This window comes from Corynebacterium lemuris (genome assembly GCF_024919295.1).
Classification (GTDB): Bacteria; Actinomycetota; Actinomycetes; order Mycobacteriales; family Mycobacteriaceae; genus Corynebacterium; species Corynebacterium lemuris.
In genome coordinates this window covers 51,873-76,965 of sequence record NZ_JANWTC010000008.1, presented here as the reverse complement: position 1 = coordinate 76,965, position 25,093 = coordinate 51,873, and the positions used below count along the sequence as shown (strand labels likewise).

The 25,093-nt window shown below is 67.8% G+C and carries 23 protein-coding genes; 12 read left to right on the top strand and 11 right to left on the bottom strand.

The features are described from left to right. Window positions 1-137 precede the first annotated feature (137 nt). Complete coding sequence (locus NYP18_RS10990; RefSeq protein WP_259428240.1) at window positions 138-1,505, top strand: YeeE/YedE thiosulfate transporter family protein; 1,368 nt, start codon at window positions 138-140, stop codon at window positions 1,503-1,505. Here NYP18_RS10990 and NYP18_RS10985 read toward each other — a convergent pair. Then, complete coding sequence (locus NYP18_RS10985) at window positions 1,486-2,247, bottom strand: aldose epimerase family protein (RefSeq protein WP_259428239.1); 762 nt, start codon at window positions 2,245-2,247, stop codon at window positions 1,486-1,488. The two genes, NYP18_RS10990 and NYP18_RS10985, sit on opposite strands and share 20 nt — an antisense overlap. Window positions 2,248-2,391: 144 nt before the next feature. Between NYP18_RS10985 and NYP18_RS10980 the strand changes: the two genes are divergently transcribed. From NYP18_RS10980 to NYP18_RS10970, 3 genes are all read left to right on the top strand, one after another. After that, window positions 2,392-3,393, top strand: a complete 1,002-nt coding sequence (locus NYP18_RS10980; RefSeq protein ID WP_259428238.1) for a bile acid:sodium symporter family protein — start codon at window positions 2,392-2,394, stop codon at window positions 3,391-3,393. Window positions 3,394-3,459: 66 nt separating this feature from the next. Continuing rightward, window positions 3,460-3,609, top strand: a complete 150-nt coding sequence (locus NYP18_RS10975; protein ID WP_259428237.1) for a hypothetical protein — start codon at window positions 3,460-3,462, stop codon at window positions 3,607-3,609. Between the two features lie 277 nt (window positions 3,610-3,886). Continuing rightward, on the top strand, window positions 3,887-5,701 hold the full coding sequence (locus tag NYP18_RS10970; protein ID WP_259428235.1) for a flavin-containing monooxygenase: 1,815 nt from the start codon (window positions 3,887-3,889) through the stop codon (window positions 5,699-5,701). A gap of 76 nt (window positions 5,702-5,777) precedes the next feature. Here NYP18_RS10970 and ulaA read toward each other — a convergent pair whose 3' ends face one another. From ulaA to NYP18_RS10950, 4 genes are all read right to left on the bottom strand, one after another. Beyond that, window positions 5,778-7,343, bottom strand: a complete 1,566-nt coding sequence (ulaA, locus tag NYP18_RS10965) for a PTS ascorbate transporter subunit IIC (RefSeq protein WP_259428313.1) — start codon at window positions 7,341-7,343, stop codon at window positions 5,778-5,780. Window positions 7,344-7,365: 22 nt separating this feature from the next. After that, window positions 7,366-8,136, bottom strand: a complete 771-nt coding sequence (locus tag NYP18_RS10960; RefSeq protein WP_259428234.1) for a PTS sugar transporter subunit IIAB — start codon at window positions 8,134-8,136, stop codon at window positions 7,366-7,368. An 83-nt stretch (window positions 8,137-8,219) separates the two neighbouring features. After that, window positions 8,220-9,113: a ribokinase gene (locus NYP18_RS10955; RefSeq protein ID WP_259428312.1), complete on the bottom strand. Its 894-nt coding sequence runs from the start codon at window positions 9,111-9,113 to the stop codon at window positions 8,220-8,222. A gap of 34 nt (window positions 9,114-9,147) precedes the next feature. After that, window positions 9,148-10,128: a LacI family DNA-binding transcriptional regulator gene (locus NYP18_RS10950; protein ID WP_259428233.1), complete on the bottom strand. Its 981-nt coding sequence runs from the start codon at window positions 10,126-10,128 to the stop codon at window positions 9,148-9,150. A 131-nt stretch (window positions 10,129-10,259) separates the two neighbouring features. Here NYP18_RS10950 and thpR point away from each other — a divergent pair, with 131 nt between their 5' ends. Then, the gene (gene thpR, locus NYP18_RS10945) at window positions 10,260-10,790 is read left to right on the top strand and encodes an RNA 2',3'-cyclic phosphodiesterase (protein ID WP_259428232.1); all 531 of its coding nucleotides are present in this window, start codon (window positions 10,260-10,262) and stop codon (window positions 10,788-10,790) included. Here thpR and NYP18_RS10940 read toward each other — a convergent pair. The 6 genes from NYP18_RS10940 to NYP18_RS10915 all read right to left on the bottom strand — a co-directional run bounded on the left by NYP18_RS10940 (window position 10,787) and on the right by NYP18_RS10915 (window position 17,522). Next, window positions 10,787-12,040: an HNH endonuclease signature motif containing protein gene (locus NYP18_RS10940; RefSeq protein WP_259428231.1), complete on the bottom strand. Its 1,254-nt coding sequence runs from the start codon at window positions 12,038-12,040 to the stop codon at window positions 10,787-10,789. The genes thpR and NYP18_RS10940 overlap by 4 nt on opposite strands. Window positions 12,041-12,108: 68 nt before the next feature. Then, the gene (locus tag NYP18_RS10935) at window positions 12,109-13,533 is read right to left on the bottom strand and encodes an ATP-binding cassette domain-containing protein (RefSeq protein ID WP_259428230.1); all 1,425 of its coding nucleotides are present in this window, start codon (window positions 13,531-13,533) and stop codon (window positions 12,109-12,111) included. Continuing rightward, window positions 13,530-14,345 carry an ABC transporter permease gene (locus tag NYP18_RS10930; RefSeq protein WP_259428229.1) on the bottom strand — a complete coding sequence of 272 codons (816 nt, stop codon included), beginning with the start codon at window positions 14,343-14,345 and terminating at the stop codon, window positions 13,530-13,532. The genes NYP18_RS10935 and NYP18_RS10930 overlap by 4 nt, the downstream gene beginning before the upstream one ends. Continuing rightward, a complete protein-coding gene (locus NYP18_RS10925) occupies window positions 14,342-15,268 on the bottom strand; it encodes an ABC transporter permease (RefSeq protein ID WP_259428228.1) in 927 nt (308 codons plus the stop codon). Before NYP18_RS10925 ends, NYP18_RS10930 begins: the two co-directional genes overlap by 4 nt. Further along, window positions 15,265-16,758 (bottom strand): ABC transporter substrate-binding protein, encoded by a 1,494-nt coding sequence (locus NYP18_RS10920; RefSeq protein WP_259428227.1) that lies wholly within the window; start codon window positions 16,756-16,758, stop codon window positions 15,265-15,267. The genes NYP18_RS10925 and NYP18_RS10920 overlap by 4 nt, the downstream gene beginning before the upstream one ends. A gap of 20 nt (window positions 16,759-16,778) precedes the next feature. After that, on the bottom strand, window positions 16,779-17,522 hold the full coding sequence (locus NYP18_RS10915; protein WP_259428225.1) for a GntR family transcriptional regulator: 744 nt from the start codon (window positions 17,520-17,522) through the stop codon (window positions 16,779-16,781). A gap of 186 nt (window positions 17,523-17,708) precedes the next feature. Here NYP18_RS10915 and NYP18_RS10910 point away from each other — a divergent pair, with 186 nt between their 5' ends. From NYP18_RS10910 to NYP18_RS10880, 7 genes are all read left to right on the top strand, one after another. Next, window positions 17,709-18,830: a TIGR03364 family FAD-dependent oxidoreductase gene (locus tag NYP18_RS10910; RefSeq protein WP_259428224.1), complete on the top strand. Its 1,122-nt coding sequence runs from the start codon at window positions 17,709-17,711 to the stop codon at window positions 18,828-18,830. 139 nt (window positions 18,831-18,969) lie between these two features. Then, window positions 18,970-19,905: a phosphate/phosphite/phosphonate ABC transporter substrate-binding protein gene (locus NYP18_RS10905; RefSeq protein WP_259428223.1), complete on the top strand. Its 936-nt coding sequence runs from the start codon at window positions 18,970-18,972 to the stop codon at window positions 19,903-19,905. 11 nt (window positions 19,906-19,916) lie between these two features. Further along, window positions 19,917-20,765 carry a phosphonate ABC transporter ATP-binding protein gene (gene phnC / locus NYP18_RS10900; protein WP_259428222.1) on the top strand — a complete coding sequence of 283 codons (849 nt, stop codon included), beginning with the start codon at window positions 19,917-19,919 and terminating at the stop codon, window positions 20,763-20,765. 7 nt (window positions 20,766-20,772) lie between these two features. Beyond that, on the top strand, window positions 20,773-22,422 hold the full coding sequence (phnE, locus tag NYP18_RS10895; RefSeq protein WP_259428311.1) for a phosphonate ABC transporter, permease protein PhnE: 1,650 nt from the start codon (window positions 20,773-20,775) through the stop codon (window positions 22,420-22,422). 30 nt (window positions 22,423-22,452) lie between these two features. Next, the gene (locus tag NYP18_RS10890) at window positions 22,453-23,130 is read left to right on the top strand and encodes an HAD hydrolase-like protein (protein WP_259428221.1); all 678 of its coding nucleotides are present in this window, start codon (window positions 22,453-22,455) and stop codon (window positions 23,128-23,130) included. Next, the gene (locus NYP18_RS10885; protein WP_259428220.1) at window positions 23,127-24,140 is read left to right on the top strand and encodes a zinc-binding dehydrogenase; all 1,014 of its coding nucleotides are present in this window, start codon (window positions 23,127-23,129) and stop codon (window positions 24,138-24,140) included. The genes NYP18_RS10890 and NYP18_RS10885 overlap by 4 nt, the downstream gene beginning before the upstream one ends. A gap of 25 nt (window positions 24,141-24,165) precedes the next feature. Then, window positions 24,166-25,080, top strand: a complete 915-nt coding sequence (locus NYP18_RS10880) for an AEC family transporter (RefSeq protein WP_259428219.1) — start codon at window positions 24,166-24,168, stop codon at window positions 25,078-25,080. Window positions 25,081-25,093: the final 13 nt, after the last annotated feature.

The window sequence follows — 25,093 nt, the reverse complement described above, 5'->3', positions numbered from 1 at the left end:
TGTAGGACCCGGAGTGACGGACCCGCCCGGTGAGGTGCGGACCCTTAGTGGACCGATCGGTACGGAAATATAGACAGAACGGTATTTGATGCGGTACGGTGCGGGTTGTCAACGAACCTTCCCTGAAAGGCGGATCCATGATCCTCACCGGCCTGGCTGTCGGCGCAGTCCTCGGCATCGTCATGCAGCGCGGACGGTTCTGCGTCACCGGCATGCTCCGCGACATCTTCCTGCAGAAGACCTGGCGTAGCCTCGTTGCGCTGTTCATCGTCATCTCGGTCCACGCCGTGGGCATCGCCGCCCTGACCAGCCTCGGCATCATCTCCCCGACGTACAGCAACTTCGCCCCGATCGCCGTCATCGGCGGCGGCTTCCTCTTCGGCCTGGGCATCATCCTCGCCGGCGGCTGCGCCTCCGGCACCTGGTTCCGTTCCGCGGAGGGGCTGATCGGTTCCTGGATCGCCCTCATCTTCTACGGCCTGTCCGCCGCCGCGATGCAGACCGGCGCGCTCAACTGGCTCAACGTCGGCCTGAAGTCCTACGACACCCCGTTGACCACCCTGCCGGCCACCTTCGGGGTCTCCGCCTGGTTCTTCGCCGTCCCGCTGGCCATCGGCACCGCCCTGGCCACCCGCCACTTCCTGGCCAACGAGAAGAAGCCCGTCCGCCTCAACGTCCCGTTCTGGAAGCGCCCCCTGCACATCTACACCGCCGGCGCGCTCATCGGACTGATCGGCGTCATCGCCTGGCCGCTGTCCGCCGCCGCGGGCCGCAACTCCGGCCTGGGCATCACCGGCCCGACCGGTGGTCTGGTCAACTTCACCGTCACCGGTGACCTCGAGCGTGTCGACTGGGGAGTCATGCTCGTCCTCGGCCTGCTCATCGGCGCCTTCGTCGCCGCCAAGGCCACCGGCGAGTTCCGTCTGCGCGTCCCGGACGCGCAGACCGCCACCCGTGCGGTCGGCGGCGGCATGATGATGGGTGTCGGCGCCGCCCTGGCCGGCGGCTGCACCGTCGGCAACGGCATGGTCCAGACCGCCCTGTTCAGCTACCAGGGCTGGATCGCCCTGCTGTTCATCGCCCTCGGCGTCGGCGTCGGTGCGAAGCTGTGGCTGAAGCCGGCCGCCACTCCCGCCGCCCCGCAGACCTACACCACCGAGGATTCCATCACCCCGGTCTCCGCGGAGGACAAGGTCCTCAGCCCGGGCTTCGCCGTCGCCACCGGCGCCGTCACCCTCAAGACCGCCCCGCGCGTGAAGAAGGCCCGTCCCCTCGGCGAGGGCCGCTGGGCACTCGACCAGATGGGTGCCGTCTGCCCCTTCCCGCTCATCGAGGCCAAGGACGTCATCGAGACCCTGGAGCCTGGTGAGGAACTGGTCATCGACTTCGACTGCACCCAGGGCACCGAGACCATCCCGCAGTGGGCCGCCGACAACGGCCACGACGTCACCGACTTCCACGCCACCGGTGACGCCACCTGGCAGATCACGATCCGGAAGGGCTGACCCGCACCGTCATGGCCAGGCGCCGCTGCTCGGTTGGCGCCAGCACCACACCGCTGAGGTCCGCACCCAGCAGGGCAGGTTCCACACACAGGAAATCCGCCCATTCGCCGCCGCCGACATCCTGCATGCCGGCGGCGGCTTTCTCACCCGGATTCCACACGACGGTCGCGTCCGCACCCTCCGCCTCCATGGTGATCACCCGCTGACTGTCGACGATCCGCACCTCCCGCGAGGCCAGGAAGATCCGGTCGAACTCCCCATCCACACCCACCTCACCGGACTGGGTGTGCCATGCATCACTGAGCCGGTCGAGCACCTCCACTCCGTCCAGGCCCTCGACATGCACGCGGGAGACGTGGCTGACCCGGAAATAAGGGTGGAAGCCCAGCTGCACCGTCCGCTCCTCCCGCGACTCATTGCGGGCGGTGAGGGCGAGATGCACGCCGTCGGCAAGCTCCCGGACATGGAGCAGCAGATGGATGCCCTCGTTGACCACCTCCGCGTCGAAGACGCGCCCGTCAGTGGTGACCCGCCAGTCGGCGGTACGCGCCCAGCCGTGGCGCGGGGCGTCGGCAAGCAGATCCGCGAAAGCGGGGGCGATGACGGGCACACCCCCGCGGATGGGGGAGCGCCCGGTCGTGGAGGAGACCCAGAACAACTCCCCGAGGTCAGTGTCCGTGCTGGTCAGATGGGCCCCCGACGGGCTCAGGCGCATGCGTCCGGCGGTCAACAGATCGTCCATGCCTCCCCAGGGTAGTGACCCGGATTCGAGGGTGCCGGAGGTGTGACCTAGGATGCATCGAGGCCCAACCGGCCGAGCTTCGGGCCGTGCCCACCCATGTACGCCCCTCCCCATGAATTAAGCAGTCTCATCAAGGAGTCGTCCATGACCACCCCCTCCCGGTCGAAGGAGGACCGCTCGGCCGCCATCGCGGTCACCGCGTTCCCGCTCTTCATCCTCGCCGGCACCGCCGCAGCCTTCTTCTTCCCGGCACCCTTCGAGCCCCTCTCGCAGTACATCACGTACTTCCTCATGATCATCATGTTCGGCATGGGCCTGACCCTGACCCTGCCGGACTTCAAGGAGATCGCGCGCCGCCCCTGGCCCATCCTGCTCGGCGTCATCGCCCAGTTCGTGATCATGCCGCTCGGTGCGGTGCTCGTCGCCCGCATGCTCGGCCTCAACGAGGCCCTGGCCGTCGGACTGCTCATGCTCGGCTCCGTCCCCGGCGGCACCTCCTCCAACGTCATCACCTACCTGGCCAAGGGCGATGTCGCCCTGTCCGTGGCGATGACGTCGATGTCGACGCTCCTCTCACCCGTCGTCACCCCGATGCTCATGCTCTTCCTCGCCGACACGCGTACCGACGTCGACGGCCTCGGCATGGCCATCTCCCTTGTCCAGACCGTCCTGCTGCCCGTCATCGGTGGCCTGGCCATCCGTTACTTCGCCGACAAATGGATCAACCTCATCACCCCGGTCCTGCCGTGGATCTCCATCCTCGGCATCGGCGGCGTCGTCTTCCCTGCCGTGGCCACCAACTCCGAGAGGCTCGCCGCCGTCGGCCTCATCGTCTTCGTGGCCGTGCTCCTGCACAACGTCTTCGGCTACGTCCTCGGTTACGTCGCCGGCCGTATTTTCCGTTTCCCGGAATCCGCCAACCGGACCATGGCCGTGGAGATCGGCACCCAGTCTGCCGGCCTGGCCTCCGGCATGTCCGCGAAATTCTTCAGCCCCGAGGCCGCGCTGCCCGGCGCCGTCGCCGCAGTGCTCCACAACATCACCGGCGCGGTCTACGCCTCCATCGTCCGCCGCTTCCCGATGCCCGAGGAGAAGGCGGCCGCGGTCGATTCTGGCGTGGAGACCGAGAAAGTCTCCGTCTCTTAGTTTCCGGTCAGGTGGGCTAAGGTGATGCCACTGGTATCGAGTCGACCGTGAGGTACGGTGAGAAACATGAAGCTGCCGGACAACCGTGAGCATGTGGCCCTGTCAACGGCAGAGGCCACCGAATTCGACCGACTGTCCCACGAACTGGGGATCTTCGAGATCTCCGAGGAACGGATCCTCCACCCGGGGATCCTCACCCAGGTCTACGGAGGATAACGGGCTCAGGCCCTGATGAAGTTTCAGGTGGGCCCCTCACTGTCACAGTGGGGGGTCCTTTTCGTCTGGCTGCTGAAGGGTCAGGGAATGTGCGGGGGTGGATTCGCAATCTATGCGTATCCTCCAGCTCTGCCTGCAAGGGGGAATTTTTCAGGAGCGCTCATTGCTTCGCAGATCTTTCCGCGGGGGTACGTTAGTGAGATGTATCTAAAACGTTGCATAGTGTGACTTATGCCATGTTCATGGCGTTGAACTGACACACTGAGGAGAGGTTGACATGACCACCGTCATCGACCTGAAAAACACCGCAACCGAATGGCTCAGGGCACTTGAACAGGCGGGTGCAGCTTCTGATGCAGCCACCGCCGCCACGGCGGTCAGTGAGTTGTTTGAACCTGAGGGCTACTGGCGGGACCTGCTCGCCTTCACCTGGAACATCACCACCGCGGAGGGAGCGGATGAGATAGCGGAGATGATCCGCGAGACGTGGCCCGCCAGCAGCCTGGGCAACATCGTCCTCGACGGTGATCCCGTCGATGAGGGGGACGGGGTCACGCGCGTCCAGTTCTCCTGTGACTCCCGGGATTTCCACTGCACCGGCATCGTGCGTCTGCGCGACGGTCGGGCTTGGACCATGCTCACCTCGGCCCGTGAACTCAAGGAACATCCGGAGCCCAGCGGTCGACGCCGTCCCCTGGGTGCGGAGCACGGGCAACACGCCGACAAGCGGAACTGGGCGGACCGGAAGCTTGACCGCCAGACCGCGCTCGGCGTGACGGAACAGCCCTATGTCCTCATCGTGGGCGGGGGACAGGGCGGCATCGCGCTGGCCGCACGGCTGAAACGGCTGGGCGTACCCACCCTCATTGTGGATAAAGCCGCCAGGCCCGGTGACCAGTGGCGCGGGCGCTACCATTCGCTGTGCCTGCATGACCCGGTCTGGTACGACCACCTGCCGTATCTGCCGTTCCCGGATGACTGGCCGGTGTTCACCCCGAAGGACAAGATGGGTGACTGGCTCGAGCACTATGTCGGCATCATGGACCTGGACTACTGGACGCGGACAGAATGTCTGCGGGCGAACTACGACGAGACGCAGAACCGCTGGGATGTCACCGTCAACCGGGACGGGGCCGAGCTGACGCTGCACCCTGACCAGCTCGTGCTGGCCACCGGCATGTCGGGTGTGCCGAACCGCCCCACCCTGCCGGGGGAGGAGAACTTCCGCGGCGAGATCCGGCACTCCTCCGAGCATCCCGGCGGTGAGGTCGACCGTGACCGGGACGTCGTCGTACTGGGCGCGAACAACTCAGCGCATGACATCTGCGCCGACCTCTACGACAACGGCGCCCGCCCCGTGATGATCCAACGATCCTCCACCCACATCGTCCGCTCCGAAACCCTGATGCAGGAGGTCTTCGGACCCCTGTATTCCGAGGAGGCGCTCGAATCCGGGATTGACACCGACACCGCCGATCTCCTCTTCGCCTCGTGGCCGTACAAGGTCCTGCCCGAGGTGCAGAAGGAGGTTTTCGACAAGGTCCGGGAGGTGGACAAGGACTTCTACGACCGGTTGGAGAAGGTTGGCTTCCTGCTCGACTTCGGTGATGACGACTCCGGCCTGTTCCTGAAGTACCTGCGCCGCGGCTCCGGCTACTACATCGACGTCGGCGCCTCCGAACTGGTCGCCGACGGAAAGATCCCCGTTCGTTCTGACGTGTGCATCGATGAGGTCCGGGAGCGGTCGGTGGTGTTGAGCGATGGCACCGAACTGCCCGCCGATGTCATCGTCCTGGCCACCGGCTACGGGAACATGAACAACTGGGCTGCCCAGTTGATCAGCCAGGAGGTTGCTGACCAGGTGGGACCGTGCTGGGGACTGGGCTCCGACACCACCAAGGACCCGGGCCCCTGGGAGGGGGAGCTGCGCAATATGTGGAAACCGACCCGGGTTGAGGCCCTGTGGTTCCACGGTGGCAACCTCCACCAGTCCCGCCATTACTCGCGGTATCTGTCCATGCAGCTCAAGGCCCGTTATGAGGGGATGGACACCCCGGTTTACGAGAAGAGCGGGGAACGCCAGCCTGCCTGACCACATCACCAGCGGTCCGGATTATCTGTGGTGACTGTCCTGCCTGAAAAGAGGATGGGCTGGTAGCTGCCGGGAACTAGCCCCGGGGTGGCGGCGGGGGAACCGGTGCCCCCTCCGGGGGCGCGATTCTCTGATACCGGCGGGCTGACCTGGCCTGCGCCGTCTGCCCGGTAGGGGCGGCACCCTCCGTACCCTTGGGGTGGGGCCGGTGCGGGGTGGGATCCCAGTTGCCCTCGACGAGTTTTTTCTGGGACCAGATGCCCACCCCCAGTACTGCTGCGCCGATGGTCAGGATGAGGATGAGTCCGATGACCGGGCCGAGCTTCGCAGCGGAACCGATGAGGATGCCGAACCAGCCGAAGTCGGCGTCGCCGAAGGTGGTGTTCTCCGACCCGAAGGCCCCCAGCACCTGCAGAAGAAACGCGGGAAGGAAGGTGATCAACAGGCCGTTGGCGAAACCTCCGAATATGGCGCCCCGACGGCCACCGGTGGCGTTGCCGTAGACGCCAGCGGCACCACCGGTGAAGAAGTGGGGGACCAGGCCGGGCAGGATCAACGCGATGCCGAAGGCCGGATTGAGCCACACCGACAACACCGCCAGGCCGACCAGGCCACCGGTGAAGGAGGCGATGAAACCGATGAGGACCGCGTTCTGGGCGAAGGGGAAGACGATCGGGGCATCGAGGGCGGGGATCGCCCCCGGCACGACCTTTGCCGCGATGCCCTGGAACGCGGGGACGAGCTCCCCGAGGATGGTGCGGACACCGAAGAGGATGACCGCCACGGCGACACCGAACATCAGTCCCTGGGTGAAGGACTGCATCAGGTAGTTGCCCACGCCGGTCGCCCCACCCTCGAAGGCGGTGAAGGCTTCGTCGGTGCCGGCACGCAGCATGAACAAAATGGCGAGGATGATGTACATCAGCGCCATGGACAAGGCGGTGGCCACCATCGAGTCGCGCAGGAAGCGCAACCCCTCAGGCAGTTTGAGGTCCTCGGTCGACGCGCTGGCCTTGTCGCCCTTCCCGCCGACGAGCTTGCCCACCGCTCCGGCCGCCACATAACCGGCGGTGCCGAAGTGACCGATGGCGATGGAGTCGTCACCTGTGATCCGGCGGGTCCACGGGTGGGCGATGGCCGGGAGGGAAACCATGAGGATACCCAGCAGCAGCGCGCTGGCCAGGATGACGGTCCAGGTGTTGAAACCGGCCGTGACCAGGATGATGGTGAGCATCGTGGCCATGAACAACACGTGGTGGCCTGTGAGGAACACATAGTGCAGCGGGGTGAAACGCGCCAGGATCAACGAGGCGGCGAAGCCGAGGATCATCACCCAGGCGACCTGGGAGCCGTACTCCTGCTGGGCAATGCCGGCGATGGCCTCGTTGGTGGGGACCACACCCTGGGCGCCGGTCGCGCCCTGGATCATGGAACCGAGGGGTTCGAGCGAGGCGACAACGAGTCCTGCACCAGCCTCCAGGAGGAGGAATCCGAGCGCGGCCTTGAGGGCGCCGCCGATGACCTGTCCGGCGGTGCGCCGCAGGGCGGTCAATCCGATGGCGGTGATGATGCCGATGAGGAATGCGGGCACCGAGAGGATCTCGTTGACCAGGAACTGAGGGATGGCGAGCAGCCAGTCCATGAGGTTGTCCTTCCGGGCAGGGTCAGATGTCGTAGAGCTCACGCATCGCTGCGTCGATCTCATCGGTGGAGGTGAAGTTCTCGATGACGTGGACGGGTACGCCGACGTCCCCCAGGGTGTGGGCGATTTCCCCCGACGTGAGGATGAGGTCGGCCTCCTTAGCCTTGCCCTTGGCGGAGATGGTGTCAGTGGCTTCGACGGTGATGAACCGCCCCCATCCCCAGGTGTCGAGCACCTGTTCCAGGGTGTTCTTGAGGAAAAGCGAGGTACCCAGTCCGTTACCGCACACGGTCAGGATCTTGTTGCGGGTGGCGGGGGAATCCGCCCGGGTGCGCCGCGGCGTTCCGGTACCGGCGAGGACTTCCCGCAGCTCGGGAACAGAGGTGGCTGAGTTGAGTGCCTCACGCTTCGTGGGGTCGGCGAGGATCCTCGCCAACTCGGCCATGGCGGTGGTGTGCGCCTTGGAATCAACGGCCGCGAGAGCGACGACCAGGGACACCGGGTCGTTCTTCGGGTGGCCGAACTCGACGGGTTGCGTGAGCCGGAGCCACGACAGGGCGGTCTGCTTCACGGCCTCCGAGGGGCGGGCGTGGGCGAAGGCGAAACCCGGCGCGACGACGATGTAAGGGCCGTTGTCGTGGAGGCTGTCGATCATGGCCTGCGTGTAGGCAGGATCGATGGCACTCGTGGCCTCCAGGAGGCGGCCGGCCTGGGTGACCGCGTCCTCCCAGCCGGAGGCCCGGGCATCGAGATCGACGGCGTCATCGGCCAGCAACTGGTTGATGGTTGACATGAAAAAATCATATCTACGGGCCGGATGGTTTTGCACCACCCGTCACTCTTACCCCACGATTGTGACGGGGCTGTGATCCGGATTCACGGCAGCACCGCCCCCGGCCCCGGATAGGAGGACTGCGCGCCGTGGCCGGTGGTGGCGTAGGCCCCGACCCGGGCGGCGTGGTGGGCGGCGTCGATGAGGTCATCGCCGGCGGTGAGGCGGGCGGCCAGGGCACCGCTGAAGGCGTCGCCCGCGCCGACGGTGTCCACCGGGGTGACCTGTGGGGTGGGGATATGGGTGATGCCGTCAGTCTCTCCGACGAGTGCGCCGCGCCCGCCGAGGGTGAGCACCACGGAACGGAATCCGACGTGGAGCAGGGCAGTGACCAGGGCCTCGGGGTCGTCGGCACTGATGCCTGCGCCGAGCTGGTCGAGGATGAGTCCGGCCTCATGCTCGTTGGCGATGAGCGGGTTCGCGCTGAGCAGTGCCCGTCTGTCCACCTTGATGACGGGTGCGAGGTTGACCACGACGCGGCCCGTCGCGAGGCGGACGGCGGCGGTGAAACCGTCGGCGGGGATCTCACCCTGCAGCAGGAGGATCTCCGCGGATTCGATCAGCGGTGCGCGTTCCTCGACGAATTCGGCGGTGACGGCGGCATTGGCGCCGGGCACGACGATGATGGTGTTCTCACCGTCGTCGGCGACGGTGATCACAGCCAGGCCGGTGGTTTCATCGACGATGGCCACGCCCGACATGTCCACCTTCGAGGAGTGGAGATGGGCGGTGGCGGGTCCGGCGTAGGCGTCGTTGCCGACGGCGCCGATCATCGCCACCGAACCACCCTGCAGCGCGGCGGCCACGGCCTGGTTGGCGCCTTTGCCGCCGGCGGTGATGCCACCTCCCGAGCCGAGGAGGGTTTCCCCGGGTCCGGGGTGGCGGGCCACCCTGACGGTCAGGTCGGCGTTGATGGAGCCGACGATGACGATGTCCACTGGTCGGGGGTGGTCGCTGGTCAATGGAATCCTTCTAGGTGTGCGGGCGGCGGAAATCACTGGAGGGGCGGATGATCAGGGAGGTGGGCGTGGTCACCGACTCCGCCGCGCCGGCATCGGCAATCAGCGCGATGAGCAGGTTGAGGGCGGTGCGTCCGAGGTTGTCCACGTCCTGGTCGATGACGCTCACCGGGTAGGCCTGCAGGCGCATGGTGAGGTTGTCGTCGAAGCCGATGAAGGCCAGATCCTGTCCGATAGCCACCTTATGCGTGTGGAGGGTCTCGAGCGCGTTGAGCGAGAGTGTGGTGTCCCCGGCGATGATCGCCTCGACGCCACGCTCCAGCAGTTCCATGGCGTCACCGCGGTGGATCTCCCGCCTATCGACGCCGTGCCTCCCGCACGCCTCCTCGAAGGCCGCGAGTCTGCCCGCCGCGGTCGAGGCGTTCGCCGGTCCCGGCAGGTAGCCGATGTGGCGGTGGCCGTTGGTGACGAGGTGCGCCACGGCGGCGTCCATGCCCGGGCGGGGGTCGGAAGCGACCGTCGGTAAGCCGGCGCCGGGCAGCTCCCGGTCGACGAGGACCACCGGGATCCGCGCCTTGGCCAGCTTCTCGAAACTGGTCTCCGAACCCTGGTGCGGTACCGCGAGGATGCCGTCGACCCGCTGGTTGGCCAGCACATCCAGTGAGTAGTGGAGTTGTTTCGTGTCCTCGGCGGTGGAGGAGATGATGGTGCACAGGTGGTTGTCGGCGGCCTCCTGCTGGATGGCGTGGGCCATCCGCGCGAAGAAGGGGTTGATCAGGCTGGGCAGGGCCACACCGATGATGTTGGTGCGTGCGCTGCGCAGTGCCCGGGCCTGCGGGTTTGGGCGGTAGCTGAGTTCCTCTGCGCACCTGCGGACCCGCTCCCTGGTGCGTTCGGCGATCACGGGGTTTCCCGCCAGGGCACGTGATGCCGTGGAGATGGAGACGCCTGCTGCGGCGGCGACGTCCTTGAGGGTGGGGGGTGAAGGGTTCATCACCTCGCCTTTCCATGAAGTGCAATCGTTTGCAAATGGTCTATACGACCATGGTATTCTCCGGAATTTCTCTGGTCAATAGGTCCGCCGTCACGGAAACATTGCATTTCCGACTCAGCTAAACTGGCCGGATGAAGCGTCTGTTCTCCGCCCTGCTCATCTCCGACGACGCCCGCGAGCACCTGGTGCACGCCCTCCGACCCATCCGCGAGGAGCACCCCCAGGGACTGCGGTGGACGGACCCCGACAACTGGCACATCACGCTGTGCTTCTACGGTAGCCAGCCCAACGACCACACCGACCTGGCCGCGCACCTCGCCCAGGCCGCCGGGGCCTCCGGTCCGCTGAATCTCAGCCTGCGCGGCGCCGGTTCCTTCGGGCACCGCACCCTGTGGATGGGCGTTGGCGGCCGGGTCAGGGAGCTCAAATCACTCATGGCCGACACCATCATCGACCTGGACAACCCGCCGCCGCAGAAACCGCACCTGACCATCGCGCGCACGCAGGAACGCTGGCTCGTCGCCGATCTGGTGCACGCGCTGCTGGTCTACGAGGGGCCGGAGTTCCTCTGCGATGAGCTGGTGCTCATGGAATCGGTGCCCGGCGAGGGACGTTCGGGCGGCCCCCGTTACGACGTCCTCGAACGGATCCGGCTGGGCTAATCCTCAGGCGGAGGCGGGGCGTTCGCCTTCTCCTGTTCCCGTCTGGCCCGGGACTCCTCCCGGATACGTTCCCGTCTGTTCGCGGTGCGCTGTCCGACGGTCTGAACCCAGTTCCGTTGCTTCGGAGCCAGGGGGCCGGCGGGTTCCTCGACGATCCACCGGCCGTCCTCGAACAACCAGTACTTCTCCCGCGTGTGTGGGTCGATGATGTAGTGCACCCGGCCGTCGGTCTTGATGTTGTGGTGCCTCTGGCACAGGGGGACCAGGTTCGCTGCGGTGGTCGGGCCGCCCTCGGCCCAGTCCACCCGGTGGTCCATCTGGGTGTGGATCCGGGGGCGGGAGCAGCCCGGGTAGCTGCACACCCCGTCCCAACCGATGACCACCGCCCGGATGTCGGCGGGCGTGGCATAGGCCCCGGAGACCTTCCCGTAGAGCTCGTCCATGTCGCGGACCACGGTGGCGGCCCCGACGAGCTTCTGGGCGTTGGTCCAGCCGATACCGGAGATCCATGATGGTGCACCGGGGACGTCCTTGGCGCGGTAGACGTTGAGGGTGATGTTCGTGGTGGCCTCGCCGCGGACGAGCTGGTTGAAGGCCTCCGCGAGGCTGATGTCGTTGGTCGCGGCGTGCCTGCGCACCCGCTCGTTGACCTCATGTGCGGTCACCGCGTCGGTGATCACCTCGATGAAGCCGCGGTCGCCGTCGAGGTGGACGGCGAAGTGGCTGCTCTTCTCCGGGGGAGTGTCGTCGGCGGAGACGGAGTCATCGAGGGTGGCGATGATGCCGTTGAGCTTCTCCCGGATGGCGTGCGCGGTGGGCAGCGCCTGGTTGGGCCGGGTGGGGGTGAGGAAGGCGGTGATCTCCTTGTCGACGACCGCCATCTGCTCCAGGTTGTCCGCGTCCAGCTTGCACAGCACGGCGTCGATGGCTTTCAGCCGGCTAAGGTCGAGGTGGAACATCCGCTCCTGGAGCGCCTTGAGGTGGGGCAGCTCATTCAGGCGCATGTGGGCGTAGATGGCGGACTGGACGAACTGCTCGCCGTGGCCGGTGCTGGCACGCAGACGGGCGAGGACGAGGTCAACGTCCTCGAGCTCCTCGGGTGCCTCTGACTGCCAGATCTGGTGGTCCTCCCGGCGGATGCGGGTCGCGCGGACGGCGGTGGGGTCGTGCGGCGAGCAGCAGGAGTAGTAGTTCTTCGGGCGCAGCAGCTCCTCGAGCCCGCGTTCCAGCTGAGACTCCAGTGTCTCCACCCCGACCCCCCTTCGTTCGTGCGTTCGAAATCCACCTTAGAACACCTGATCCGTCCCCGCAAGGGCCCCTACATGCGCGGGATGGCGGCGAGCAGGGAGCGGGTGTACTCGTGCTGCGGATCAGCCCAGACCTGTTCGGTGGGGCCGTGTTCCACGATGCGCCCCTGGTGCATCACCGCCACTGTGGAGCAGACCTGGCGGAGCACCGACAGGTCGTGGGTGATGAACACCAGGGTCAGGCCGTATTCCTCGACGAGCCGGTCGAGCAGCTCGAGGACCTGCGCGCGGACGGAGACGTCGAGGGCGGAGACGGGCTCGTCGGCAAGCAGGATCTCGGGTCTGCCGGCCACCGCCCGGGCGATGGAGATGCGCTGGCGCTGGCCGCCGGAGAACTGGTGGGGAAAACGCCCCGCAGCATCCCCCGGCAGGCCCACCTCCGCCAGGACCTCGGCCACCCGCTGCTGGTCACCGCCACCCTCGGCGACGGACCTGCCGATGCGCAGCCGCGGGTTGAGGGAGCTCTGCGGGTCCTGGAAGACCACCTGCACTCCGGCCCCGACGGTCACCGTCCCGGAGTCGGGGGTGTCCAGGCCGGCGAACTGGCGCAGCAGTGTGGTCTTCCCGGAGCCGGAACCGCCGACCACGCCGAGGCGTTCGCCACGGCGGACGGTGAGGGAGACGCCGTCAAGCGCGGGCGTGTCACCGTAGCGGCGGGTGACCTGTTCCAGGGAGAGCACGGGGTCGCCCACTTCACGTAATTCGGCGGGTGGACCGGGCAGGGAGGCGGCGACAAGCCGTCGGGTATAGGGATGGGCGGGGGAGCGCAGCACCTGCCCGGTCTCCCCGTCCTCGACGATGCGTCCCTCGGACATGACGAGGACGCGGCGGCACATGCGGTTGATCACACCGAGGTCGTGGGTGATGAAGAGCAGGGAGATGCCGAGGCGGTCGACGAGGTCGTCGAGAAGCTCGAGGATCTGTTCCTGCACGGTGACGTCGAGTGCGGTGGTCGGTTCGTCGCAGATGAGCAGGTCGGGTTCGTTCGCCAGGGCCATGGCGATGAGCACGCGCTGGCGCTGCCCGCCGGACAGTTCATGCGGGTAGGCACCCATGCGCGCGGGGTCGAGCGCCACGCGGGTGAACAGGTCCGCCACGTCGCGGCGCCCCGCGGCCTCAGCCACCTGCCTGCCGACGGTCATCAGCGGGTCCAGCGCCGTCATCGGCTCCTGGAAGACCATGGACACGACCTTCCCACGCAGGGGCCGCATGCGCCGGTCCGGCAGGCCCACGGTCTCCTGGCCCAGCAGCCTCACGGAACCGTTGGCGTGCAGGCCGCGGGGGAGCAGCCCCATGACAGACAGCGCGGTGAGGGACTTGCCGGAACCGGATTCACCGATGATGCCCACCCGCTCCCCACGGCCGACGGTGAAGCTGACGCCGTCGACGAGTCCGTCGTTGACGTGCAGGTCGCGGACCTCAAGGACGGGGTTCATCGCCGGCTCCGTTGCGGGTCGAGGACGTCGCGCAGGCCGTCGCCGAGCAGATTGAAGCCGAGGACGGTCAGCGCGATGGCCAGTCCGGGCCACAGGGCGAGCTGGGGTGCGGAGCCGAGGGAGGCCTGCGCGGACTGCAGCATCCTGCCCCAGGACGGGTCGGGCGGGGAGGTGCCCAGGCCGAGGAAACTCAGGGCCGCCTCGGCGAGGATGGCCAGGGCGAAGGCGACAGAGGCCTGCACGATGATCACACCGGCGATGTTGGGCAGGACGTGCCGGCCGGCGATGACCAGGCCCGGGACGTGGGAGACGCGGGCGGAGGAGATGTAGTCCTGGGTCATCACCTGCAGAGTCCCGGCACGCGCCACGCGCGCGAAACCGGGGATGCCGGCGATGCCGATGGCGGTCATGGCCGTCAGGGTGGAGGGGCCGAAGGTGGCCCCGGCGACGATGGCCAGCAGCAGGGCGGGGAAGGCGAGCAGGAGGTCCGCCCCGCGCATGATGAGCGTCTCCGCAAGGCCGCGGCGCATGCCGGCGAGGATCCCGAAGGGCACGCCGAACAGCGCGGAGATCCCCACGGCGACCAACCCGACAAGCAGCGTGATGCGGGCGCCCGCCATGATGCGGGAGAACACGTCACGTCCGTAGCGGTCGGTGCCCAGCAGATGCTCAGTCGAAGAACCCAGCAGCCGGTCATAAGGCATGGCGTGGACGGGGTCGTAGGGGGTCCACACCAGGGAGACCAGGGCGGTGAGCACGGTGATCCCGACGATGAATGCGCCGATCCAGCCGGCGGCGGTCAGCCTTCTCACGCGCTCCTCCGGATCCGCGGGTCGATGAGCCGGTAGGCCAGGTCGACGAGCAGATTGACGGTGAGGGTGAACACGACCAGCAGCATGACGATGGTCTGCACGCTGGTCAGATCACGCCGCGCCACCGAATCCAGCAGCATCGACCCGAGCCCGGGCAGCAGGAAGACCCGCTCGATGACCACCGCACCCACCACCAGGCTCGTCAACTGCAGCCCCGTCACGGTGAGTACGGGCAGCGCGGCGTTGCGCAGGCCGTGGCGCCACAACGCCTCGCTTATCGACGCCCCCGTCGACCGCGCCGTCCGCATGAACTCACGGTCCATGACCTCGAGCACCGCGGAGCGGACGTAGCGGGTGAGGATCGCCGCCTGCACCAGCGTCAGCGCGATGACGGGCAGGATGAGACGGGCGAGGAAACCGCCGAAATCCTCACCCGGCGGGATCCAGCCGCTGGCGGGCAGCCAGCCGAGATGGACAGCGAAGACGGTGACCAGCAGAATGCCGGCGAGGAAGGAGGGGATGGCTATGCCGATCTGGGAGAAGGCGGAGATGACCGTGTCCTCGCGACGCGCGGCCCACATACCCGTGGGCACCGCGATGAGCAGGGAGAAGACCATCGCCACCCCGCAGAGGATGAGGGAGACCTGCGCCCGGTCGAGCACCAGCGGGGTGATGTCCTGCCGCGAGGCCAGGGAGATGCCGAGATCCCCGGTGAGCAGCCCGCTGATCCAGTCGAGGTACTGCACGGTCAGGGGACGGTCGGTACCCAGCTGGGCGGCGAGCTGTGCGACGGCCTCGTCGGTGGCTGTGACGCCGAGGGCCACGCGCGCCGGGTTGCCGGGGATGGCGCGCAGCAGCACGAAGATGAGCACGGAGGCCAGCAGCAGGGTGGCGAGGAACCTCAGGAGGGCGCGGAGGATCACTGCTTCTCCATCCCGGACAGGGCCAGTGCGTCGGTGACCACGGTGGGGTTCACGCCGGTGACACCGGGGGCGGTGATGACGATGTTGGGCAGGTTGAACACGGTGAGGGCGCCTGCCTCCGACATGATCGTGTCGACGGCCGCGCGCATGTGCTCCGTCTGCTCCTGCGCGGTGGCTGCGGTGTCGGCGGCGAGCAGCTCGGCGCGGACGTCGGCGTTGTCGTAGCCGAGGTAGTAGTCGGGGCTGCCGAACAGTGCGGGGATGTCACGGGCCTCGACGTGGGCGATGATGGACATGTCGTAGTTGTGCGCGGACATCACCTCGGTCAGCCACACGGCGGGGAATTCGACGGTGTGGAGGGTGACGTCGAAGCCGACGTCGCGCAGCTGGGAGTAGAGCAGCTCGGAGACGGCCTGGGCGTAGGGGAGCGAGGGCACGGAGATGGTGATGGCGGGTTCGCGGCCGTCGAGAAGCTGCCGCGCCAGGTTGGGGTCGTGGGGGGCGTGGTCGTGGCCGGTGAACCACGGGTCCGTCGGCGGGACGGGGGCGCCGCCGGTGTCGGTGGCCAGGCCCTCCCACACCACGAGGTTGAGGGCGTCGCGGTCGACGGCGTGGACCACGGCGCGGCGGACGTCCGGGTCGTCGAAGGGGGCGCGGCGGTTGTTCATGGAGACCAGCACCTCCCCGTTGGTGGTGCCCACCTGCACGGTGTGTTCCTCCGGCAGGGTGTCGAGGAGTTCGGGGGACTGCATCGCCCAGACCACGTCGATGTCCCCGGAGCGCAGGGCGTTGACGGCGGAGGGGGCGTCGGAGAAATAGCGGATGGCGGCGTCGGCACGCGCAGCGTCACCCCAGTAGTCCGCGCGTGCGGTGAAGGCGATGGACTCGCCCACGGCGAAACGCTCCAGTTCATAGGGGCCGGTGCCCACGGGATGGGTCGCCAGCTTATCGACGCCCGTCGGGCTCATCATCGCCCCCGTCAGCGTGCCCATGGACCACAGCCACTGCTGTGAGGGCCGGGAGAGCGTGACGCGCAGGGTGTGCTCGTCGACGGCGCTCACCCCGGAGACGACGTCCATCTGGGATTTCAGGCCGTTGCTCCAGGAGCCCCGGACGTAGTCGATGCTGAATTTCGCGCTCTGCGCGTTGAAGGGGGAGCCGTCGGAGAAACTCACCCCTTCCCGCAGGTGGAAGAGGTAGTCGGTGGCGTCCTCGCTGACCTCCCAGGAGGTGGCGAGGTGGGGGACGATGTCGCCGGCGGCGTCGATACGCACCAGGCCCTCGTAGATGTTGGACATCAGCGCCTGGGGGATCGCCGCGCCGCCGGTGGTGGTGAAGTCCAGGGAGGCGGGCGCGCCGGTGGTGCCCAGCACGATGGTGTCCTCGCCCGCGACACGGCCGACCCGGCCGGCGGTGGAACCTGCCGAACACGCGGTGGCCAGCAGACCGATCAGGACCACGCAGGCCACGACCGCTTTGCGCACACTCATACCCCAGACATTAGCGGGCTTCAGCTGCTGATCATGGACAACGCGGTGGGGGAGTTGCGGGTGGAGTTGATGGTGAAGCTGGCCTTGGTGTGCAGGTAGCGGTCATCGGAGTACTCGATGGGGGTGCCGCCGGTGGTGTAGGCGCGGCGGCGCACCCGCAGCAGGGGGGCACCCTCGGGGACCTGCAGGAGCGCGGCATCCTCGGCCTCCGCGGGCACGGCGTCGATGGTGCGGGTGGCGGTGTCGATGTCCACGCCGCAGTCGAGCAGGTGCTGGTAGATCGAACCGGAGTCGGTGTCGAAGCTCAGGAGGTGCCTGCCGAATTCGAAGGGGTAGTTCAGCCGCTCGATCATGGCGGGGCAGCCGTCCATGAGGCGCAGACGGAAGACGGAGACCACCTGGGCGCCATCGGGGATCTCCAGGTGGGCGGCCAGCCGCGGGTCGGCGGGTTTGCGGGTGACCCACTGCGTCTGCTGCCCGGGGGTGACTCCGGCGGTGAGGCACCACTGGGTGAAGGAGAAGATGTCGTCGAAGGACTGGGTGGGCCGGTGGTCCAGCACCCGGGAGCGACGTCCCTGCCCGGAGGAGATGAGTCCCTCGGAACGGAGCAGGGCGATGGCCTGGCGGACGGTGCCGCGGGCGGATTCGAAACGCCGGCACAGCTCCGCTTCGGAGGGGAGCGGGTCCCCGGGGACGAGCTCCCCCTCCCGGATAGAGCTGCGGAGATAGGCGGCGATCTCCTCGTACTGCTGCACGGCGGTCACTTCTCGCTTTCTGACTGCGTCAGGGGGCTTATCTGGACAGGTGTGGGTTCATGTTAGTGAGGTGGACGACATTCTGCAGGGCAATTCGTGAAGGCGGGCGAATTTTCGGGGCCCTCCAGGTGAATTCTAGTTGAACTTATCTAGTCAGGGAAGGCTCCTGAGTGCACAGGTGTCATGATCGGGGGCATGACACATCGCACTGATCTCATCGTCGTCGGCGCCGGCATCATCGGCCTCGCCACCGCTTTCCTCGCCCGTGAACGCGGCCTGAGCGTCCGGGTGATCGACGCCGCCGACCGCCCCGTCGGTTCCTCGATCCAGAACTTCGGGCACGCCTGCTTCACCGGCCAGGCCGACATCATCCAGGAGGTCGCCGCCTCCGCCCGTGCCGGCTGGCTCCGCGCCGCGCAGGCCGCCGGCTTCTGGGCCGCCGAGTCCGGCACCTGGATCCCCGCCACCACCGAGGCGGAGCTGCAGGTCCTGCGCGAATTCGCCGACCATCGCGGCCCGGAACAGGTGCAGCTGCTGGACGCCGCCGACATCGCCCGGGGCATCGGTAACCCGGATCTAGCGGCCGTCGGCGGTGCGCACCTGCCGCTGGACATGCGGGTCAACCCGCGCGAGGCCGCTCCCGCCCTGGCCGGCTGGCTGGCCCGCAACGGCGTGGAATTCAGCTGGAACACGCAGGTCACGGGCGTGGCGGACGGCCAGGTGGATACCGTGCGCGGCCAGTTCTCGGCCGGGCGTGTCATCGCCTGCCCGGGTTATAAGCTGATGAACCTCTTCCCGGAGATCGCCGAGCGTCACGGCGTGCGCGTGTGCACCCTGGCCATGAGCCTCATCGACCGGCCGGCCCGCATCGACCGGGGCCTGGGCATGCTCACCGGCACGTCGCTGGCCCGCTACGATGGTTTCGCCGCGATGCCCGGCGTGGACCAGCTGCGCGACGAGCTTGCGGAACGGGAGCCTGAGCTGGTGGGATGCATTGCCAACCTCATGGTCACCGGCATTGACCAGGGCCTGCTCATCGGCGATTCCCACGCCTACGACCTCAGCCCGGAGCCCTTCATCGACGAGGACATCGCCCAGCTGCTGCTCGACCGTGCCTGTACCGTGCTGGGCATTGAGCAGCCGCGGGTGCGCCAGCGCTGGTTGGGTAGTTACGCCGACAGCGCCAACAGGAACCTGGTGCTGGAGCATCCGGATGAGCGCACGACCGTCGCCGTGGTCACCTCCGGTATCGGGATGACCCTGTCCTTCGGGGTGGCGGAACTGGCCCTGGATGGCGGCCAGGTGGCGGGGTTCTGACCCGCCGGAGGCGGGGCGGTTACCGGCAGATGAACTCTTTCAACTCGACTAGACAAGTGCGAAAGCCTCCCTCAGGATGGGGTCATGCCCGCAGCACCGGGCCCTGATTTTCCCGCTTTCCCCGAAAGGTCCGTCACCCATGAACCGCTTCCTCGCCGGCGCAGGTGCGCTCGCACTCGCAGCCACCACCCTCGTCGCCTGCGGCTCCTCCGACTCCGATTCCGCCGCCGGCTCCGGCCAGACCATCACCTTCGCCGCTGTCCCGGCGGAATCCTCCGTCACCCTCGAGCAGACCTTCGGCAACATCACCGAGCTCATCGAGCAGGAGACCGGCGTGACGGTCAACTTCCAGAACGCCTCCGACTACGCCGCCGTCATCGAGGGCATGCGCGCCGGCCAGGTGGACATCGCCTCCTTCGGCCCCTTCTCCTATGTCATCGCCAAGGACTCCGGCGTGGACATGGAACCGGTCGCCGCCCCCACCAACGACATCGACGAGGCCCCGGCCTACACCTCCCTGGCCTACGTCCGCGAGGACTCCGACATCGAGGACATCGGGGACCTGGCCGGGAAGACGGTCTGCTTCGTCGACCAGGCCTCCACCTCCGGTTACCTCGTGCCGATGAAGGGCCTCATGGACGCCGACATCAACCTCGACGACGACCTCGAGTCCGTCATGGCCGGCGGCCACGACGCCTCCCTGCTCACCCTCGACTCCGAGGGCTGCGACGCCGCCTTCGCCCACGACACCATGCTCACCACCCTGGAGAACTCCGGCCAGGTCGAGCCGGGCGCCCTGCGTGCCGTCTGGGAGTCCGATCCGATCACCGAGGATCCCATCACCGTCAACCGCGGCACCCTCGGCGATGAGTTGACCGACCAGATCATCCAGGTCCTGCGCGAGCAGGCCAACAAGCCCGCCCTCGTCGAGGCCGGCATCTGCTCCTCCGAGGACGACTGCGCACTGCCGGAGGAAACCGGCTACGGCTACGTCACCGTGACCGACGCCGACTTCGACCCGATCCGTGACATCTGCGAGGTCACCGACGCCGCAGCCTGCCGGAACATCGGCTAGGAGCCAACTTCATGAACGACAAGAAACAGTCCCCGGTATTCCAGCGTGAGGTCGACTCCCTCTACGCCGTCCAGATGGACCACGTGACCAAGGACTTCGGCGGCGGAGTCCTCGGCCTCGACGACGTGACGGTCGGTTTCCGCACCGGCGGCATCACCGTCCTGCTGGGCCTGTCCGGCTCCGGCAAGTCCACCCTGCTGCGCCACATCAACGGCCTGCACAACCCCACCAGCGGCCGGATCCGCGTGCTCGGCGAGAACGTCCCGGAGCTGAAGGGCAGGCAGCTGCGCACCCTGCGCCGTGACATCGGGGTCATCTTCCAGCACTTCAACCTCATCGGCCCGATGAGCGTGCTGGAGAACGTCTGCGCCGGCCAGCTCGGTTCCCTGCGGGGCCCGCGCCTGTCGCTGATGATGTACCCGAAGCGGGTGCGTCGGGAGGCCCTGGAGAAGCTCGACCGCGTGGGTCTGGCCGACCGCGCCTACCAGCGCGCCGACACCCTCTCGGGTGGTCAGCAGCAGCGCGTGGCCATCGCCCGCGCGCTCATGCAGCACCCGAAGATCCTGCTCGCCGACGAACCCGTCGCCTCCCTCGACCCGGTGTCCTCCCTGGAGGTCATCCAGCTGCTGCAGCAGATCTCCGCGGAGGACAACCTCACCGTCATAGCCTCCCTGCACCAGGTGCAGCTGGCCATCGACTTCGCCGACCGCATCATCGGTCTGCGCAGCGGGCAGATCGTCCTCGACCAGCCGACCGAGGGCCTGAGCGCCGAGGCGGCCTCCCGCATCTACTCGAGCGTCTCCGGGCTCGACGCCGCCGCCGGGGTACCGGTCCGCAGTGAGGGCGGCTCCCGTGACTGACCTGCGCATGCCGGTCGCACCGACGCGCCCGGCCCCCTCCCTCAACAACCTCGCCGCGACCGTCGTCCTCATCGGACTGGTGGCCGCCGGCGCCTGGTCGATCAACGCCCTGGGCATCAACCTGGCCACGATCGCCAACTCCTTCGACAACGCCGTCAACTTCGCCCGGCGCATGTTCCCGCTGGATTTCCCCCCGCCGGGGGAGACCCTCTCACTCATCGCGGAGACCCTGGCGATTGTCTTCCTGGCCACGCTGCTCTCCGTGGTGCTGTCCATCCCGCTCTCCCTGGCGGCCGCGCGGGCCACCGCCCGCAACCGCTGGTCCCAGGGCACGGCCCGCGCGCTGATCGTCCTGGCGCGCGCCATCCCGGACCTGGTCCTGGCGATCATCTTCCTGCGCATGTTCGGTCTCGGCCCCACGGCCGGCATCCTGGCCATGGGCGTGCACTCCGTGGGCATGGTGGCCAAGCTCTACGCCGACGCCATCGAGGAGCTTGACGACGGCCCCCGCCAGTCCATCGAGTCCGCCGGCACCACCCGCCGCCAGCAGATCGCCTCCGCGATCCCGCAGGTGCTCATGCCGCAGGTCATCGCCACCGCCCTGCACCGCTTCGACATCAACCTGCGCACCTCCGTGCTGCTGGGTTACGTCGGTGTCGGCGGCATCGGCCTGGCCATCTCGGAATCGCTGCGGGTGCTGGACTACCAGCGCGGCATGGCGCTGGCGCTGATCGTGCTGCTGCTGTGCATCGTCATCGAGCTGATCTCCGGCGGCATCCGCGCCGCCATCATGCGCAGGTCCGGCGGCGCGGTCGTCGGCGGTACCTGGGTTGACCGGGTACTCAACCGGGGCCGGGTCACCGGTGCGGGGGATGTCACCCTCACCCCGCCGTGGACCACTGAACGGCTGCGCCGGTTCGGTGCCTACGCCCTGGTCATCATCCTCACGGTGGTCTCCTTCGCCCGCGTCGACCTCTCCTGGTCCGCCCTGTGGACCGGTCTGCTGGACCTGCCGCAGACCCTGGCACTGTTCTTCCCGCCGTCCACCGGTGGCGCCTTCAGCACGCTGATCGAGCAGCTGCTGGTCACCATCCAGATCGCGCTGGCCGCCACCCTGCTCGGTGCCGTCCTGGCGCTGCCCATCGGCATCCTCGCGGCCCGCAACGTCGTGGCCAATAAGTTCGTGCACGGCTTCTTCCGCATGGTGATCGTGGTCATCCGCGGTATCCCGGAGCTGATCCTGGCGATCATCTTCGTGGTCATCTCCGGCCTCGGCGGTATCGCCGGCACCCTGGCCCTGGCGGTCGGCGCGATGGGCCTGCTGTCCAAACTCATCGCCGACTCGCTGGAGGAGACCGACACCGAGGTCCAGGATGCCCTGCGCACCGCCGGTGCCTCCGAGGCCCAGATCTTCTTCTCCGCCACCCTGCGTCAGGCGGCCCCCGCCTTCGTCGCCCACACCATGTACCTGTTGGACACCAACATCCGCTCCGCCACCCTGCTGGGTGTGGTCGGTGCCGGCGGCGTCGGCTTCCTGCTGCTCAACGCCTCGCGGGTCAACCAGTTCGAGGTCGTCACCATGATCCTCATCCTCATGGTCGCCGTGGTGCTCATCGTCGAGGCGCTGTCCATGTGGCTGCGCCGCACCGTCCGCTAGTTTTCCTCTTCCCCTGCAAGGAGTAACCCCATGATCTCTCTCGCCATCTTCGACATGGCCCACACCACCGTCAACGACCGGGACGAGGTGTACCGCGTGCTCCGCGAAGCCACCGGACGCCAGGGTGCGGAATACACCGAGGAGCAGTTCCGCCAGTGGATGGGCACCGAGAAGAAGTGGGCCATCCGCAACCTCCTGGAGATCGGCGGCCTCGAGGCCACCGAGGAACTGGTCGAGCAGACCTGGGACTGGTTCCGCGCCGAGCTGCGCCGCACCTACACCGAACAACCCCCGGTCGCCCTCGACGGCGTGGAGGAGATGTTCGCGATCCTGCGGGAGCGCAACATCCGCATCGCCCTGACCACCGGCTTCAACCGGGAGACCGTGGACCTCATCCTCGACGCCATGGGCTGGGAGATCGGGCAGACCGTCGACGCCTCCGCCGCCGGCGACGAGGTCGAGGCCGGCCGCCCCGAGCCCTTCCTCATCCAGAAGGTCATGGGCGAGCTGGAGGTCACCGACCCGGCCACCGTCATCAGCCTCGGCGACACCTCCGCGGATGTCCTGTCCGCGCAGCGCGCGGGCGTCACCTCCGTCGGTGTGCTCAGCGGCCACCTCAGCCGGGAGCAGTTCGCGGAGCTCAACGCCGACCATGTCCTGGACTCCGCCGCCGACCTGCCGGCCCTGCTGGCGGAGCTGAACCGTTGATCACGCACGCCCGCGCCCAGGTCTGGGAGGGTGGCCAGCACTTCCGCCAGGTGGACCTCCCCCTGCCGGAGCTGGCGGTGGGCGAGCTCCTGGTGCAGCTGACCACCGCCACGATCTGCGGCTCCGACCGCCACACCGTCTCCGGCAGACGCTCCGGGGCATGCCCCTCCATCCTCGGCCACGAGGGGGTCGGTGAGGTGATCGCCAGCCGCCGCGCGGGCATCACCGCTGGCCAGCGCGTGGTCTTCTCCGTGACCTCCACCTGCGGTCAGTGCGACTACTGCCGACGCGGGCTCAGTGCCAAGTGCACCTCCGTGCTCAAGGCGGGCCACGAGTCCGCCGAGAGCACCTGGCCACTCTCGGGCACCTACGCCACCCACATCCACATCCTCGCCGGCCAGGCCGTGGCCGTCGTCCCGGATCCCATCCCCGATGCAGTGGCCTCCACCGCAGGCTGTGCCGTGGCCACCGTCATGGCCACCCTCGAGCAGGCCGGCGACCTGTGCGGGCGTTCCGTGTTGGTCACAGGCACCGGCATGCTCGGCATGATCGCCCTGGCCGCCGTGCGCGCCAGCGGGGCCACGCACATCATCGCCTCGGATCTCAACCCCCGCAGCCTCCAGCTGGTCACCGAACTCGCCGACGAGCTCGTCACCCCCGGTGGCACCCACCAGGTCGACGTGGCCCTGGAGTTCTCCGGTGCGGCCTCCGCGGTCACCGAGTGCCTCGGCTCCCTCAACATCGGCGGCACCGCAGTGCTGGCCGGCACCGTCGCCCCCGTCGGTGAGATCCCGCTCGACCCGGAGTGGCTGGTGCGTGGCTGGCGCACCGTCACCGGCGTGCACAACTACGAACCCCACCACCTCACCGAGGCCGTCGCCTTCCTCGAATCGGAGGGGGAGCGCATCCCCTGGGACGCCGTCCTCGGCAGCCCGGTCACCCTGGAGGAACTGCCCGCGGCCTTCGCCGACACCGCGGCCGCACCCCGGGTGGTGCTGGATCTGCGCTGACGTTCCACGTATAGGATGAACCCCCGTGATTGAGGTGCTCACCGGTTTCAGCGTGGTGGTGGTCGTCATCGCGGTGGGGTATCTCCTCGGCCGCACCGACGCCCTCGGGGCGGGGGCGCGCCGGGCGCTGGCGAACCTGGTCTATCTGGTGGCCACCCCGGCGCTGCTGTTCAACATCCTCCTGGATACCGATCCGCGGGAGATCTTCTCCGCGAATTTCCTCGTCATCGCGGTGTCCGCCCTGCTGGCCGGTTTCCTGGGTTTCCTGCTGCTGCGCCTGCGTGGTTCGACTGCCCCGGACAGTCTCATCGGCATGCTGGCCTCCTCCTACGCCAACGCCGGCAACCTGGGTGTGCCACTGGCGGTCTATATTCTTGACGACGCCGCCGCGGTCATCCCCGTCATCCTCTTCCAGGTCGCCTTCTATGCTCCCGTGACCCTCACGGCGCTGGACATGCTGCATTCCTCGAAGCAGTCGAATCTGCTGCGCAACCTGCTGCTGGCTTTCCGCAACCCGATGCTGCTGGCCGCTCTGGCGGGTCTGGCGATCGGGTTTCTGCGGATCCCGGTGCCGGTGATCCTCAGCCAACCCGTGGCGATACTCGCCGGGGCCTCCGTGCCGCTGGCCCTGCTGGTCTTCGGTATGTCACTGGTCGGTTCGAAGGTCTCCCTGACCGGGGATGTGGTCCTGGTGGTGGCGCTGAAGAACCTCATCCACCCGCTCATCGCCGGCCTGCTGGCCTATTTCGTCTTCGGGCTCGGGGGACACGCCCTGTTCACCCTCGTGGTGCTCGGCGCCCTGCCCACGGCACAGAATGTGCTCACCTACGCCCTGCGTTTCCGCACCAACGAGACACTGGCCCGCGACACCGGGGTGGTGTCCACGCTGGTGTCCTTCCCGGTGCTTGTCGTGGTGAGCATACTGCTGGGTGCGAGGTAAGATCACCGCCATC